Below are 14,109 nucleotides of genomic sequence, written 5' to 3' on the forward strand. Positions count from 1 at the left end.
GTTGTTGGGTTGGCTACGCAGGGCTGTGATCAGCTGCCTGCGTGTTCCTGTAATTGGCGTTCGGCGTCGGTCAGGCGTTGTCGCGCGGCGGCCAGGGCGTCGGCTGCACTGCTGTCATCACGCTCCAGTTTGCGCAGATCGGCGCGGGCAAAGGCCACTTCGGTCTTTAGCGCCCGGGTGGTTTCGTCGATCGGCTGCTTGTCGGTGCGCACCAGCTCAGGAGCTGGCTTACCGGATGCATCCTCGGCCTGGTGCAGCACCTGCTCGGCGGCGCTCAATGCTTCGCGCAAGCTGCCAAGCGTGGCTTCATCGCTGCCGGCTTTCTCGGCCTTTTTCAGTTCGGCGCGTTTCATTGCCAGTTCGATCTTGGCTTTTTTCAGCGGATCGGGGGCATCTGCATCAGACACTTTGGCGGCAGCGGCAGCGGCAGCGGCAGCGGCAGCGGCTGGCGCCTGGGCTTCCAGGCTGGCCAGGAGTTTTTCGGCGGTTTCCAGCTGGTTGCGCAGCTGCTGCAGTTCGCCTTGCTGCTCGTCGCTGGGAGCTTCAAGTTTTTCCAGCTTGCGCACTTGGGCGCGGATCATGGCAGCGTCGATTTTGGCTTTTTTCAGTGCTCCATCGTCGGCAGCGGGTTTGGCGGCAGGTACCTGCGCCTGGGCTTCCAGGCTGGCCAGGAGTTTTTCGGCGGTTTCCAGCTGGCTGCGCAGTTGTTGCAGTTCGCTTTGCTGCTCGGCGCTTGGCGCTTCGAGCTTTTCCAGCTTGCGCACCTGGGCGCGGAGCATGGCAGCGTCGATCTTGGCCTTTTTCAGTGCGCCATCGTCGGCCGCAGGTTTGGCAGCCGGTGCCGGTGCCGGCGCCTGGGCTTCCAGGCTGGCCAGCAGTTTCTCTGCGGCTTCCAGCTGGTTGCGCAGCTGCTGCAGTCCGCCTTGCTGCTCGTCGCTGGGCGCTTCAAGTTTTTCCAGCTTGCGCACCTGGGCGCGGAGCATGGCTGCGTCGATCTTGGCTTTTTTCACTGCGCCATCGTCGACTGCTGGCGCTGCAGCTGGTGCCGGTGGGTTGGCGGCCATGGCGCTGTCGAGCGCTTGCTGGGCGATGGCTGCCGCGCTGCGCAGTTCGTCGACCTGGGCCTGTAGTTCGGGGCTGGCGTGGGTGGCCAGCTGCTTCTCGGCTTTCTTCAGAGCGACCTGGGCCATGCTGGCTTCGATCTTGAGTTTCTTCTGCTCGTCACTCAGGCCGGGTTTCGCCGGTGGCACAGCGCTGTCCGCTGCCGCCGGTGCGATTTGCGCCTGGGCAGCTTTGGCGGCGCGGGCCTGGCGTTCGGCTTCCTTCTGCTCTTCGGCGCGGCGCAGGCGTTCCTGGCGCAGCTCGAAGCGCTGTTTCGACTGTTCGGCCTTGAGCTGCTTCTGCTCCAGTTCGCGAATCTCGCCTTTGGCCGCGCGGTAGTACTGCACCAGCGGAATGCTCGACGGGCAGACATAGGCGCAGGCGCCACACTCGATGCAGTCGAACAGGTTATGCGCCTTGAGCTGTTCGTGTTCCTGACCGATGGCGAAGAAGTGCAGCTGTTGCGGCAGCAAGCTGGCCGGGCAGGCTTCGGCGCATTCGCCACAGCGAATACAGGGCATGGCTGGTGGCGGCGGTGGCAGCTCGGCGGTGGTCGAAGCCAGCAGGCAGTTGGTGGTCTTGATCACGGGTACGGCAAAGTCGGGCAGGGTAAAGCCCATCATCGGCCCGCCCATGATCAGGCGGTTCAGCTTGCCCTGATCGAGACCGGCAAACGCCAGTAATTCACCCGCCGGGGTGCCGAGCAGCACCTCGACGTTCATCGGTCGGGCCAGGGCTTCGCCGGTGAGGGTGGTGATGCGCGAGATCAGCGGTTTGCCATGGATCACCGCGTTGTGGATGGCCACGCAGGTGCCGACGTTCTGGCAGAGCATGCCGATATCCGCCGGCAGGCCACCGCTGGGCACTTCCACGCCGGTAAGAATCTGGATCAGCTGCTTTTCACCACCGGAAGGGTACTTGGTGGGAAATACCTTGAGCTGATAGCTGCGCTCGTTCAGCGCGCTGCGCACGGCGGCAATGGCTTCGGGTTTGTTGTCCTCAATGCCGATCAGCACCTGATCTGGCTGAATCAGCTGCACCAGAATGTCGATGCCGCTGATCAGCTCGTTGGCGCGCTCGCGCATCAGCAGGTCGTCGGCGCTGATATAGGGCTCGCACTCGGTGCCATTGATGATCAGCGTGTGGATCTTCTGCGTCGGCCGCGCATTGAGTTTCACTGCCGTAGGAAAGCCCGCGCCGCCCAGGCCGCTGATCCCCGCCTGGCGAATCAGCTCAACCAGAGTGCTGCTTTCCAGGTGACGATAGTCTGGCTGTGGCGTCAGCTCGATCCACTCATCCAGCCCATCGCTGTCGATAACGATGGCTGGGGCGAGCATGCCGGATACGTGCGGGTAAGGCTGCGGGCCGATAAAGCTCACGGTGCCGGAGGTTGGCGCATGCACGGGCACGCTGACAAAACCATTGGCGGCGGCGATCAGCTGGCCTTTGCGCACGCGCTCACCCACGACGACCACCGGTTCTGCAGGCGTGCCGATATGCTGGTTGAGTGGCAGGGTCAGGCGCCCCGGCAGCGGCGCCGGCTGGATCGGCGTGCGGTTGGACAGCTCCTTGCGCTCGGCCGGGTGAATGCCGCCGGGAATATCCCGGATACGTTCCTGCGCACTCATGCCGCTTGCTCCCGGTCGCTGGCAATCAGTTGGCCGGGTAGCAGGGGTTTTTCCCATTTCCAGCTTTGCACGGTGCTGCCCACTTCGATCATGTCGATGCAGTCCACCGGGCAGGGCTCGACGCACAGGTCACAGCCGGTGCATTCGCTGACGATCACCGTGTGCATCTGCTTAGCCGCGCCGACGATGGCGTCCACCGGGCAGGCCTGGATGCACTTGGTGCAGCCGATGCATTCGGCTTCGCGGATATAGGCAACCATTTGCGGTTTTTCGCCTTCCACGGCGTCCAGCGGTTCGGCTTCAAGGTCGAGCAGGTCGGCAAGGGCCTGGATAGTCGCTTCGCCGCCGGGTGGGCATTTGTTGATCTTGTCGCCGCCGGCAATTGCCTCGGCGTAGGGCTTGCAGCCCGGATAACCGCACTGGCCGCACTGAGTTTGCGGCAGCAGGGCGTTAATCTGTTCGGCAATCGGGTTGCCTTCGACCTTGAAGCGCACCGCGGCGAAACCAAGGATGGCGCCGGCCACCAGGCACAGGGCGAGCAGGGCGAGAACCGCGATCAGTACCAGGCTCATAGCTTGATCAGTCCGGTAAAGCCCATAAACGCCAGAGACATCAGCCCGGCCGTGATCATGCCGATGGCCGCGCCCTGGAATGATTTCGGCACGTCGGCGATGGCGATGCGTTCACGCATAGCGGCGAACAGCACCAGTACCAGGGAGAAGCCGAGACCGGCGGCAAAGCCGTTGGCGGTGGCGGTGATAAAAGTGAATTCGGCCTTGTTTGCATTCAGCAGGGCCACGCCCAGAACGATGCAGTTGGTGGTGATCAGCGGCAGGAAGATGCCGAGCACGCGGTACAGCAGCGGGCTGGTCTTGTTCACCACCATTTCGGTGAACTGCACCACTACTGCAATCACCAGAATAAAGCTGATGGTGCGCAGGTATTCGATATCCAGCGGCTTCAACACGTACTGCTGCACCAGGTAGCTGCACATGGCGGCCAGGGTCAGCACGAATGTGGTGGCCAGTGACAGACCGATAGCCGTCTCGATTTTCTTCGAGACGCCCATAAAGGGACACAGGCCAAGGAACTGGACCAACACGAAGTTGTTGACCAGGATGGCGCTGACCATGATCAAGGCGAGTTCGGTCATTGCGGGTTCCATTGATGGACGGGCAAAGGCCGCAGGAAAGGGGTGGCTATTATCGGTAAGCCGAACCAGCCATACAAGCCGGATCAGCCTTCCTGAGGTGCTGCCATAAGGCTAGCGCAGCCAGGCCTGGCCGGCTGCGCTAGTGGGTCGCAGGGCTATTTGACCCGCTGGCCCGGTTTGGCACCGCTGTCCGGGCTGAGCAGGTAAATCTCTTCACCGCCAGGGCCGGCCGCCAACACCATGCCCTCGCTGACGCCGAACTTCATCTTGCGCGCGGCCAGGTTGGCCACGTACAGGGTCAGACGGCCTTCCAGTTTGCTTGGGTCCGGGTAGGCGCTCTTGATGCCGCTGAACACGTTGCGCTTGGCATCGCCGATATCCAGGGTCAGGCGCAGCAGCTTGTCGGCGCCCTCAACGAATTCGCACTTTTCGATCAGGGCGATACGCAGATCCACCGCTGCAAAGGCGTCGAAGGCGATCTCGGCGGCCAGTGGGTCTTTTGTCAGTTCGCCATTGCCAGCTGCGGCTGGAGCGGCTTCGCTGGCGGCCAGGTCTTCTTTGGAGGCATCGATCATGGCGTCGATTTTCGCAGGCTCGATACGGGTCAGCAGGGCGCTGAACGGGTTCAGCTGGTGGTTGGCCAGCAGTGTTTGGTGGTCATTCCAGGTCAACGGCGCGACATTGAGGAAGGCCTCGGCGTCGCTGGCCAGCTGCGGCAGCACCGGTTTGAGGAAGATCACCAACTGGCGGAACAGGTTTACGCCCAGGGCGCAGATGGCCTGTACTTCGTCTTGCTTGCCTCCAACCTTGTTCAGCGACCAAGGCGCTTTATCGGCGATCCAGGCGTTGGCGCGATCGGCCAGGGCCATGATTTCGCGCATGGCGCGGGCAAAGTCGCGCGCTTCATAAGCTTCAGCGATGCTCGGGGCGGCCGCTTGGAAGGCGTCGGTCAGTTCAGGCGCGGCATTACCGGCCACCAGCAGGCCGTTGTTGCCTTTGTGGATAAAGCCAGCGCAACGGCTGGCGATATTGACCACCTTGCCAACCAGGTCCGAGTTGACCTTCTGCACGAAGTCTTCCAGGTTCAGATCGAGGTCATCGACGCCACGGCCCAGCTTGGCCGCGTAGTAGTAGCGCAGGTACTCGGGGTTCAGATGGTCGAGGTAGGTGCGCGCCTTGATAAAGGTGCCGCGCGACTTGGACATCTTCTGCCCATTGACAGTCAGGTAGCCGTGAACGGCGACGGCCGTAGGCTTGCGGTAGCCCGCGCCTTCGAGCATGGCCGGCCAGAACAGGGTGTGGAAGTTGACGATGTCCTTGCCGATAAAGTGGTACAGCTCGGCGGTGGAGTCCTTGCCCCAGAACGCATCGAAGTCCAACTCTGGCGTGCGTGCGCAGAGGTTCTTGAAGCTGGCCATATAGCCGATCGGTGCGTCCAGCCAGACGTAGAAGTACTTGCCCGGCTCGTCGGGGATTTCAAAACCGAAGTACGGCGCATCACGGCTGATGTCCCATTCCTGCAGGCCGGAATCCAGCCACTCGGCGATTTTGTTGGCCACGGCATCTTGCAGGGCGCCGCTTCGGGTCCATTGCTTGAGCATGGCTTCGAAGTCCGGCAGCTTGAAGAAGAAGTGCTTGGAGTCACGCAGCTCCGGCACCGCGCCGGAGATGGCGGAACGCGGGTTCTTCAGCTCGGTCGGCTCGTAGGTGGCGCCGCACTTTTCGCAGTTATCACCGTACTGGTCTTCCGCCGCGCACTTGGGGCAGGTGCCTTTGATAAAACGGTCGGCGAGGAACATGCCCTTTTCGGGGTCGAAATACTGGGTTACCGAGCGGGTGGCGATATGGCCTTTGTCGCGCAGGGCGAGATAGATCGAAGACGCCAGCTCGCGGTTCTCTTCCGAATGGGTCGAATGGTAGTTGTCGAAATTGACCCCGAAGTCGGCAAAGTCGGCGGTGTGTTCGGCCTGGACATTGGCGATCAGCTGTTCCGGGGTGATGCCTTCTTTCTCGGCGCGCAGCATGATCGCCGAGCCATGCGCATCGTCGGCGCAGACGTAGATAGCCTGGTTGCCGCGCAGCTTCTGGAAACGCACCCACATGTCGGTCTGGATGTACTCGAGCATATGGCCAAGGTGGATCGAACCGTTGGCGTAGGGCAGGGCGCTGGTGACGAGAATCTTGCGGACTTGGCTCATGGGATCGGCTGCACTGGTAACTCAGGGAAGCCGGCAACTATATAGGGGCGGCGGATATTTTTCACCCTTGCGCGGGCAATGCCTGCTGGTGTGACCCGATGCGGTTGGCCTGGGGTAAGATGCCCGCCTGCTTTACTCAGTCTTTCGGAGCCTTCCATGAGTGTCGTTACCCGCGCAGCGGTCGAAGCCGCCCTGTCCCAATACACCGATCCGCACCTGAATCAGGACCCTGTCAGCGCCGGTTGTCTGCGTGAGGTGGATATCCAGGGCGGGCAGGTCAAGGTGCGTCTGGTATTGGGTTATGCCGCCGGTTTGTTCAAAAGCGGCTGGGCGCAGATGCTGCAGATGGCCCTGGAAAACCTTGATGGCGTCGAGCGTGCCCAAGTGCAGGTCGATTGCGTGATTGAGGCGCACAAGGCGCAGGATCAGGTGCCAGCCCTGGCCAATGTAAAGAATGTGATCGCCGTGGCCTCCGGCAAGGGCGGAGTGGGCAAATCCACCACAGCTGCCAATCTGGCGCTGGCGCTGGCCCGTGAGGGGGCCAAGGTCGGCATTCTCGATGCGGATATCTACGGGCCGAGTCAGGGCATCATGTTCGGTATCCCGGAAGGCACGCGGCCCCAGGTGAAAGACCAGAAGTGGTTTGTGCCGCTCAAGGCTCATGGCGTGGAAGTGATGTCCATGGCCTTTCTCACCGACGAAAACACCCCGGTGGTATGGCGTGGACCGATGGTCTCCGGCGCGCTGCTGCAGTTGATTACCCAGACCGCCTGGGACGACCTGGATTACCTGGTGGTCGATATGCCGCCAGGCACCGGCGACATCCAGCTGACCCTGGCACAGAAGGTGCCGGTCGCGGGCGCAGTGATCGTCACCACGCCGCAGGATCTGGCCCTGCTGGATGCCAAGAAGGGCGTGGAGATGTTCCGTAAAGTGAATATCCCGGTGCTCGGCGTGGTGGAAAACATGGCCGTGCACATTTGCTCGAACTGCGGGCATGCCGAGCATCTGTTTGGCGAGGGCGGCGGCGAGAAGCTGGCGGCGCAGTTCGGTGTCGATCTGCTGGCTTCCTTGCCGCTGTCGATGGCCATCCGCATGCAATCCGATGGCGGTAAGCCCACTGCTATTGCCGATCCGGAAAGCCAGATTGCGATGATCTACCAGGAAACTGCACGTAACGTCGGTGCGCGGATTGCTCAGAGCGGGGCGCAGCAGGCGATGCCTTCTATTGTGATCAGCGAAGATTGAGGATTGCTTCCACGCGCTCTGCGCGTGGCGCTTTCCATCCGAAAGGTAGATGCCAGGGATGAGCGGCCACAAAAATGCCGGGAGCACTTTTGCTCGCTAGCCCCAAAGGGGTGAGGCACATGGATGTGCTGAGCACAAAAAAGCCCCGCACTAGGCGGGGCTTTTTCTCAAGCGGGTTAGTGCAGGTTAGACAACCTGAACTTCCTCAGCTTGCATGCCTTTCTGACCACGGGTGGCCACGAAAGTCACTTGCTGGCCTTCTTTCAGGCTCTTGAAGCCATCGCTATGGATAGCTTTGAAGTGTACGAACAGATCGTCACCGGATTGTGGAGTGATGAAGCCGTAGCCTTTCTCATCGTTGAACCACTTAACGGTGCCAGTTTGACGATTGGACATGTGAATGTCTCCTAACAAAAGTAATAACAGCCCTGGAAAAGCCCAGGCCGGGACTGAGTGCAACGAGTACTAGGAGTCGGACGATGTTTGATCGAAATCTAGGCATCAAGTAGCGATTCGCGGTGACACATGCAGCACAGTGGGCCCACCATACCCGCTTTTGGCGCTAAGCGCGAATGCTCTGTGCATCTTTCTGTTATTTAGCGACAGACAGGCGCTTTAACGTTTTGCGCCTGGCACTGGCTCAAGAGCCTTTGAACCCAGCAGCCGGCCCCGGTAAGATGCGTGCACTTTTCACCCTTCGCCATAAGCAGGACACCCGCCATGAGCATCAAATCGGATAAATGGATTCGCCGCATGGCCCAAGAGCACGGCATGATCGAGCCTTTCGTCGAGCGCCAGGTACGTGCCGAGGGCGCGCAGCCGCTGATTTCCTATGGCGTTTCCAGCTACGGTTACGACGTGCGCTGCGCTGATGAATTCAAGGTGTTCACCAATATCAACTCGGCCACAGTCGACCCGAAGAACTTCGACGAGAAGAGCTTTGTCGATGTGAAGAGCGACGTCTGCATCATTCCACCGAACTCCTTTGCCCTGGCTCGTACTGTGGAGTTTTTTCGGATTCCCCGTGATGTGCTGACCATCTGCCTGGGCAAGAGCACTTACGCGCGCTGCGGCATTATCGTTAACGTCACCCCACTGGAACCGGAGTGGGAAGGTCACGTGACCCTGGAGTTCTCCAACACCACCACCTTGCCGGCGAAGATCTATGCCAACGAGGGTGTGGCGCAGATGCTGTTCCTGCAGTCCGATGAGGCCTGTGAAGTGTCCTACAAGGATCGTGGCGGTAAGTATCAGGGCCAGCTGGGTGTGACCCTGCCTAGGGCCTGAGTCACTTCAGTCGATCCATAGAAAAGCCGGGCATTGCCCGGCTTTTCTATTTTTACCTCGGGTAAGGGAACCGACGGCATCAACTGCTGCACGCCCTTTCTGGCTGTTCTGTGCGGATCATACCTGCGAGCTTTTCTGTTGTTGGGTGTAGTGCTTGACCACGTCGCCGAGTGCGGTAGTCATTACCGAGGTGGATACGCCGAGCATCAGGATGCCGTTGGCGGCCTCTATCGGGCTGAGCAGTTGCCGTGCTGGTGAGAGGACGAGGTCGCCGTAGCCAACGGTGGTGAAGGTTACGCCGGAGAAGTACAGCGCTTGGGAAAAACTCTGAAATTCATCCAGCGCGATAAACAGCCCAGCCCAGATAGCCATCTGCACAAAATTACCCACCAGAAGCAACAGCATCACCAGGCTCAGAATCAAGATGGTGCTGCCCAGCGAGGGCTGGTTAAGGCTACGCCGGTACTTGGCATAGCGGCGCAGGCTGAGAGCGACCATCACGGTCTGCAGAAGCAGGCATAGCAGCATTAACGGCAAGCCGATCATCAGGCTCATAAGCATGGCTTCTCCTTGGTTGGCCTTTAGGCGTGCCGATGCTTATTCGCCATCCTGCGGGCCGGTCGCCCTGTCCGCGAGTGGCGTGTCGACCCACTGCCAGAACAGCTTGTAGCCCACCGCCAGGAGCACCGGGCCGATGAACAGGCCGATGATGCCGCCGGTCACCATGCCGCCCAGGGCGCCGATCAATACCACCGGCATCGGTACATCCACGCCGCGCCCCAGCAGTAGTGGCTTGAGCACATTGTCGGCGAGGCCGGCGACGAAGCTGTAGATGGCGAAGATGATGCTGGCCAGGGTGGCGCCTTCGCTGAAGAAGACGAAGGCGATCACCGGCAGGGTGATCAGCGTGGCCGGCAACTGCATGATGCCCAGCAGCAACACGGCCAGAGCCAGCAGGCCGGCGCCGGGAACGTCCATGAAGACGAAGCCGGCGCCGGTCAGCAGCATCTGGATAAAGGCAATACCTATCACCCCCTGCGCCACCGCGCGGATGGTCGCGGTGCATAGCTCGACCAAGGCGTCGCTGCGTTCAGCTTCGATCACTCGTGCGGCAATGCGTCGGGCGCTGTGGTGGCCCATTTCGCCGTAGGCCATGATGATGCCGGCAATCATCAGTGCGGCGATGAACACCAGCATACCGACGCCAATCCCGGCGATCTTGCCGAGCAGGCCCAGGGTCATATCCTTGAAATGCGGTGCCAGGCGTTGCAGCACCCCGGTCAGATCGGTAGCGGCTTGCGCCCAGAACCCATGCAGGCGCTGGCCGATCAGCGGCCATTGGGCGACCGCATCCGGTGGCGGCGGAATGTGTACGGCGCCGGATTTGACCGTGGCAATGGTTGCCTGCACCGACTCAGTCAGCGAGGTACCGAGCAGGTAGATGGGGATCAGCAGAATGGCGATCGCCAAGACCACGAACAGCGTGGCGGCGCGGCTGTCACTGTGGCCCAGGCGTGCCTTGAGCAGGATGTGCAACGGGTAAAGGGTGACGGCGAGGATCAGCGCCCAGAACATCAGGTTGAGGAACGGGCTGAACACTTGGAAGCAGGCGACCACCAGGGCAGCGATCAGGCCCGCACGGATCAGGGTGTCGAGCAGGGTGCGGGTGAATATCCGCTCTGGCGTGGCGTTCGGCGACATGGGCTTTCCTTTCCTGAAGTGGCTTAGGCCTGCCCGGCCTGAGTGGCCGGGCTGTTACTTCAAAAAAGCGTAGCTTGCCGCGGGCATTCCAGCCCGCGGCATAGGCGCTCAGGGCACCAAGGGCAGTTCGCGCTTGTGCCGGGTGTTGTCGTAGGTACGCACTATGGTGGCGTAAGCCTGCTCGCTGACCGCCTGGCCATGCAGGAAGGCGTCGATCTCGGCGTAGCTGACGCCGTGAGCTTCCTCGTCCGGCTTGCCCGGGCGCAGTTCTTCCAGATCGGCGGTGGGCATCTTGAACACCAGGCTCTCCGGGGCGCCCAGGTGTTTGGCGATGGCCCGTACCTGGCCTTTGACCAGGCCGCTGAGCGGGGCGAGGTCGCAGGCGCCGTCGCCGAACTTGGTGAAGAAACCCATCACCGCTTCAGCAGCGTGGTCAGTGCCGATCACCAGGCCGTTGTTGGCGTTGGCGATGGCGAACTGGGCGACCATGCGGATACGTGCCTTGATATTGCCGGTGACAAAGTCGCGACGGGCATCGCTGAGCTTCTGCAGATGAGTCACTTGCTCGCCGAGGCCTGTCACGCTGTCCGCAATATTCACCGTGTCTTCTTCATCGGCGCGTATGAATTTCAGCGAGTCCTGGGCGTCCTGCTCGTCGTGCTGAGTGCCGTGGGGCAGGCGCACAGCGATAAAGCGATAGGCCTGATCACCGGTTTCAGCCCGCAACTCTTCTACGGACAACTGGGCCAGACGGCCGGCGGTCAGCGAGTCGACGCCGCCGCTGATGCCCAAAACCAGCACCTTGAGACCGGAGCTGCGTAGGCACTGTTTGATAAAGGCCTTGCGTTTGTCGATCTGCGCCAGCAGTGCGGCGGTATCGGCGAAGGGCGCGACCACATCAAGGGCGGCGGCGATTTCGGCTTGGCGATTGCTCATTTCAAAGTCCTCACTGGGCGTCGCTGACGCGAAAAACATGTTTTAGATAGCTGACAAAGTTGTCGTCGCGACATTGGGTCTTACCCGGGGCATCGGAAATCTTGGCAACCGGTTGACCATTACAGGCGGTCATCTTGATCACGATGTTCATCGGTTCGACCCCGGGAATGTCGCAGGTCAGGTTAGTGCCGATGCCGAAGCTTACGTTGATCCGTCCGTAAAGTGCACGGTAGAGCTGTAGCGATTTCTCCAGGGTGAGTCCGTCGGAAAACACCAGGGTCTTGCTCTTGGGGTCGATGCCGAGCTTTTCGTAGTGGGCGATGGCCTTTTCTGCCCAGCGCAGTGGATCACCGGAGTCGTGGCGCAGGCCGTCGAACAGCTTGGCGAAGTACAGGTCGAAGTCGGCCAGGAAGGCATCCATGGTGATGCAGTCGGTCAGGGCAATGCCAAGCAGGCCGCGGTATTCGCGCACCCAGCAGTCCAGCGCGGCACTCTGGCTGTCGATGAGTCGCGGGCCCAGCTGCTGATGCGCCATCAGCCATTCGTGGGCCATGGTACCAATGGGCTTGAGGTCGAACTCGCGGGCCAAGTGCACGTTGCTGGTGCCGACAAAGCGGCCGGGGAAGTCGCGCTTGAGAATGTGCACCATCTGTTCCTGCACCCGGTAGGAGAAACGCCGGCGGGTGCCGAAATCGGCGATCTGGAAACCTTCCAGTTCGGCGGCCGAAGCCTCGCCTTTGAGCCAGTAGAGCTTCTGGTACAGGCGCTCACTGGCCTGCTCCAGCACCACTTCGCGGTAGCGATAGCGGTTGCGCACTTCGCTGACGATGGCCAGCAGCGGGATTTCGTAGAGGATCACATGCAGCCAGGGTCCGCGCAGGCGGATGCACAGCTGGCCGTCTTCAATGCTGGTGTGCACGTAGCGCAGGTTGAAGCGGAACAGGCTGAGGAAGCGGATGAAGTCCGGCTTGATGAACGCAATGCGTTCGAGGAAGGCCAGCTGGTCAGCGGTCATGCTCAGTTCGCTCAGGCGCTCGATCTGATAGCGGATCTCGGCCAGATAGGGCGTCAGGTCCTCGGCATTGCGGTAGCGGAATTCCCACTCCACCTCGGCGTTGGGGTAATTGTGCAGCACCGCCTGCATCATCGTCAGCTTGTAGAAGTCGGTATCCAGCAGGTTCTGCACGATCCGCTCGGCAAATACGCTTTCACCCATGATCAAATCCTCTTGTCCGTGTTGAGGGCCGCGTCCAGCTCGTCCAGGCTGGCGTACAGCTCGATGCCTGCTGCGCACATCTCGCTGCAGGCGTTTTGCGCGGTTGCTTCGGCAATGGCGCGGCAGGCCGGCAGATAGACGCCGACCTCGAAACCGGCACGGCGTAGTTGCAGGGCGGTGGTCTTCACGCAGTAGTCGAGGGCCAGGCCGCCGACCAGTACGCGCTGTACGCCATTGTGCAGGAGAAACTCGATGGCGCCCGTGCTGCGTTTCTCGGCCAGGTCGTGGTAACAGGCGCCGTAGGGGTGCAGGTCCGGTTCGACGCCTTTCCACACGAAGTAGTCGTAGTCCAGCGGCAGTGGCAGTTCATCCAGCAGCTCGAATCCAGGCGTGCCCGGCACGCAGTGGCTGACCCAGCTGAGATCGGCGTTGACCAGCGGCAGTGGTTTGAGCATTTGCGCATGGCTCGGTGCGATCCAGGCGGCGTGCGGGCTGTGCGCATCCTTGCTACCCAGGCGCAAGTGGGCGCGGCTGGCCAGCTCATTCAGAGCGGGTGCGATCTGCTCGCCACCGGCCACTGGCAGCTCATCTGGACACAGCGGGGTGAAGCCCTTTTGTGCGTCGACGTCAAAGCTGGCGATTTTCATGGGTAGCACTCCTTGTTGCGCGTTCGCATGGCTACATATTTCACCTGATGTAATATGTGGTCAAGCGCTTTTCTTCGAAATACGTGAATTTCGTCGGGTTATTGGTCAAGATGAAATAAGTCGAAGGGATTGGAGGGATGATGGCTTCTGCAGAAGTGCTGGCCAGCGTGGATATTGTTGCGCTGCGTCTGAGCGGGGCGGGCGAGTTGGAACTGTTACTGATTCGTCGCGCCCAGGCACCGTTCGCCGGACAGTTGGCGTTGCCCGGTGTGCTGGTCAATGGTCGCTGCGCCGACCTCAGTCTGGATGCTGCCGCGACTCGTGCGCTGCAGGAAAAGGCGCGGGTGCAGCCGCAGCATCTGGAGCAGGTTGCAACGGTGGGTAATGCGCTGCGTGACCCGCGCGGTTGGTCATTGAGTACCTTCTACCTGGCGCTGTTGCCCGCCGATACAGAGTTGCCGGGCGATGATTGGTGTTTTGTCAGCCTGACGCAGGTGCTTGACGAAGGGTTTCCGCTGCCATTCGACCATGTGCAACTGGTGGCGCAAGCGCGGGAGCGGCTGGCCAGCAAATCGGTGTATACCTCGCTGCCGCTCTATCTGCTGGCCCCGCGCTTTACTGTGACCGAGGCGCTGCTGGCGTTTCAGGCCAGCCTTGGCCAGGCGGTCCAGCACACCACCCTGCGTGGACGTCTGGAAAAGATGAAGCAGCAGGGCTGGATCAACGATACCGGCGAGAAGAACTACCCGAAGATGGGGCGGCCTCAATCGCTTATGGCACATCAGCCTCAGGCGTCTGGAGTTTTCACCTTCGATCGCAGTCTGCTGAGTTAAATTGCGGGCCAAAAAATACCTGGAGCAGTTTTTAACGTCGCGAAGCGATGGCCTGAAGGGTGGCTGCCATAGATGGCAGGCATAAAAGAAAGGGCGCCAGAGGCGCCCTAAAACGATGATGTGTGGAGTAAGTCCACTTTATCTGAGCGGCAACCGCTGAA

The 14,109-nt window shown here is 61.0% G+C and carries 13 protein-coding genes; 3 read left to right on the forward strand and 10 right to left on the reverse strand.

The window, feature by feature from the left end; all coding sequences use genetic code 11:
• Window positions 1-29 precede the first annotated feature (29 nt).
• From rsxC to metG, 4 genes are all read right to left on the reverse strand, one after another.
• The gene (rsxC, locus tag BLW24_RS17325) at window positions 30-2,729 is read right to left on the reverse strand and encodes an electron transport complex subunit RsxC (protein ID WP_090384732.1); all 2,700 of its coding nucleotides are present in this window, start codon (window positions 2,727-2,729) and stop codon (window positions 30-32) included.
• Window positions 2,726-3,301 (reverse strand): electron transport complex subunit RsxB, encoded by a 576-nt coding sequence (rsxB, locus tag BLW24_RS17330; RefSeq protein WP_090384735.1) that lies wholly within the window; start codon window positions 3,299-3,301, stop codon window positions 2,726-2,728. The genes rsxC and rsxB overlap by 4 nt, the downstream gene beginning before the upstream one ends.
• Entirely contained in the window at window positions 3,298-3,882 is a 585-nt protein-coding gene (rsxA, locus tag BLW24_RS17335) for an electron transport complex subunit RsxA (RefSeq protein WP_090252381.1), read from the reverse strand. The genes rsxB and rsxA overlap by 4 nt, the downstream gene beginning before the upstream one ends.
• Window positions 3,883-4,037: 155 nt before the next feature.
• Window positions 4,038-6,080 (reverse strand): methionine--tRNA ligase, encoded by a 2,043-nt coding sequence (gene metG / locus BLW24_RS17340; protein ID WP_090384744.1) that lies wholly within the window; start codon window positions 6,078-6,080, stop codon window positions 4,038-4,040.
• A 156-nt stretch (window positions 6,081-6,236) separates the two neighbouring features.
• Here metG and apbC point away from each other — a divergent pair, with 156 nt between their 5' ends.
• The gene (gene apbC, locus BLW24_RS17345; protein WP_090384751.1) at window positions 6,237-7,328 is read left to right on the forward strand and encodes an iron-sulfur cluster carrier protein ApbC; all 1,092 of its coding nucleotides are present in this window, start codon (window positions 6,237-6,239) and stop codon (window positions 7,326-7,328) included.
• Window positions 7,329-7,514: 186 nt separating this feature from the next.
• Here apbC and BLW24_RS17350 read toward each other — a convergent pair whose 3' ends face one another.
• Window positions 7,515-7,724, reverse strand: a complete 210-nt coding sequence (locus BLW24_RS17350; protein ID WP_090384757.1) for a cold-shock protein — start codon at window positions 7,722-7,724, stop codon at window positions 7,515-7,517.
• A gap of 324 nt (window positions 7,725-8,048) precedes the next feature.
• On the opposite strand from BLW24_RS17350, the gene dcd reads away from it, so the two are divergent.
• Window positions 8,049-8,615 (forward strand): dCTP deaminase, encoded by a 567-nt coding sequence (dcd, locus tag BLW24_RS17355; protein ID WP_090384763.1) that lies wholly within the window; start codon window positions 8,049-8,051, stop codon window positions 8,613-8,615.
• Window positions 8,616-8,732: 117 nt separating this feature from the next.
• Here the strand turns inward: dcd and BLW24_RS17360 are convergent, their stop codons facing one another.
• From BLW24_RS17360 to BLW24_RS17380, 5 genes are all read right to left on the reverse strand, one after another.
• Entirely contained in the window at window positions 8,733-9,170 is a 438-nt protein-coding gene (locus BLW24_RS17360) for a potassium channel family protein (protein WP_338062074.1), read from the reverse strand.
• 42 nt (window positions 9,171-9,212) lie between these two features.
• Window positions 9,213-10,316 carry an AI-2E family transporter gene (locus BLW24_RS17365; RefSeq protein ID WP_090384773.1) on the reverse strand — a complete coding sequence of 368 codons (1,104 nt, stop codon included), beginning with the start codon at window positions 10,314-10,316 and terminating at the stop codon, window positions 9,213-9,215.
• Between the two features lie 108 nt (window positions 10,317-10,424).
• On the reverse strand, window positions 10,425-11,252 hold the full coding sequence (gene nadE, locus BLW24_RS17370) for an ammonia-dependent NAD(+) synthetase (protein WP_090384777.1): 828 nt from the start codon (window positions 11,250-11,252) through the stop codon (window positions 10,425-10,427).
• Window positions 11,253-11,262: 10 nt separating this feature from the next.
• Window positions 11,263-12,468, reverse strand: coding sequence for a nicotinate phosphoribosyltransferase (gene pncB / locus BLW24_RS17375; RefSeq protein ID WP_090384782.1), 1,206 nt, complete (start codon window positions 12,466-12,468; stop codon window positions 11,263-11,265).
• A gap of 2 nt (window positions 12,469-12,470) precedes the next feature.
• The gene (locus BLW24_RS17380) at window positions 12,471-13,115 is read right to left on the reverse strand and encodes an isochorismatase family protein (protein WP_090384787.1); all 645 of its coding nucleotides are present in this window, start codon (window positions 13,113-13,115) and stop codon (window positions 12,471-12,473) included.
• Window positions 13,116-13,255: 140 nt separating this feature from the next.
• Here BLW24_RS17380 and BLW24_RS17385 point away from each other — a divergent pair, with 140 nt between their 5' ends.
• Window positions 13,256-13,948 carry an NUDIX hydrolase gene (locus tag BLW24_RS17385; protein ID WP_090387780.1) on the forward strand — a complete coding sequence of 231 codons (693 nt, stop codon included), beginning with the start codon at window positions 13,256-13,258 and terminating at the stop codon, window positions 13,946-13,948.
• The last annotated feature ends 161 nt before the right edge of the window (window positions 13,949-14,109 follow it).

The sequence above is a fragment of the Pseudomonas anguilliseptica genome, assembly GCF_900105355.1.
Taxonomy (GTDB): Bacteria; Pseudomonadota; Gammaproteobacteria; order Pseudomonadales; family Pseudomonadaceae; genus Aquipseudomonas; species Aquipseudomonas anguilliseptica.

Bases quoted from the DNA above. Each gene is read 5' to 3' on its own strand.
- BLW24_RS17360 (WP_338062074.1), bottom strand. From the start codon at position 9,170: ATGAGCCTGATGATCGGCTTGCCGTTAATGCTGCTATGCCTGCTTCTG.
- dcd (WP_090384763.1), top strand. From the start codon at position 8,049: ATGAGCATCAAATCGGATAAATGGATTCGCCGCATGGCCCAAGAGCAC.
- rsxC (WP_090384732.1), bottom strand. From the start codon at position 2,729: ATGAGTGCGCAGGAACGTATCCGGGATATTCCCGGCGGCATTCACCCG.
- nadE (WP_090384777.1), bottom strand. From the start codon at position 11,252: ATGAGCAATCGCCAAGCCGAAATCGCCGCCGCCCTTGATGTGGTCGCG.
- pncB (WP_090384782.1), bottom strand. From the start codon at position 12,468: ATGGGTGAAAGCGTATTTGCCGAGCGGATCGTGCAGAACCTGCTGGAT.
- rsxB (WP_090384735.1), bottom strand. From the start codon at position 3,301: ATGAGCCTGGTACTGATCGCGGTTCTCGCCCTGCTCGCCCTGTGCCTG.
- rsxA (WP_090252381.1), bottom strand. From the start codon at position 3,882: ATGACCGAACTCGCCTTGATCATGGTCAGCGCCATCCTGGTCAACAAC.
- metG (WP_090384744.1), bottom strand. From the start codon at position 6,080: ATGAGCCAAGTCCGCAAGATTCTCGTCACCAGCGCCCTGCCCTACGCC.
- BLW24_RS17380 (WP_090384787.1), bottom strand. From the start codon at position 13,115: ATGAAAATCGCCAGCTTTGACGTCGACGCACAAAAGGGCTTCACCCCG.
- apbC (WP_090384751.1), top strand. From the start codon at position 6,237: ATGAGTGTCGTTACCCGCGCAGCGGTCGAAGCCGCCCTGTCCCAATAC.
- BLW24_RS17365 (WP_090384773.1), bottom strand. From the start codon at position 10,316: ATGTCGCCGAACGCCACGCCAGAGCGGATATTCACCCGCACCCTGCTC.
- BLW24_RS17385 (WP_090387780.1), top strand. From the start codon at position 13,256: ATGGCTTCTGCAGAAGTGCTGGCCAGCGTGGATATTGTTGCGCTGCGT.
- BLW24_RS17350 (WP_090384757.1), bottom strand. From the start codon at position 7,724: ATGTCCAATCGTCAAACTGGCACCGTTAAGTGGTTCAACGATGAGAAA.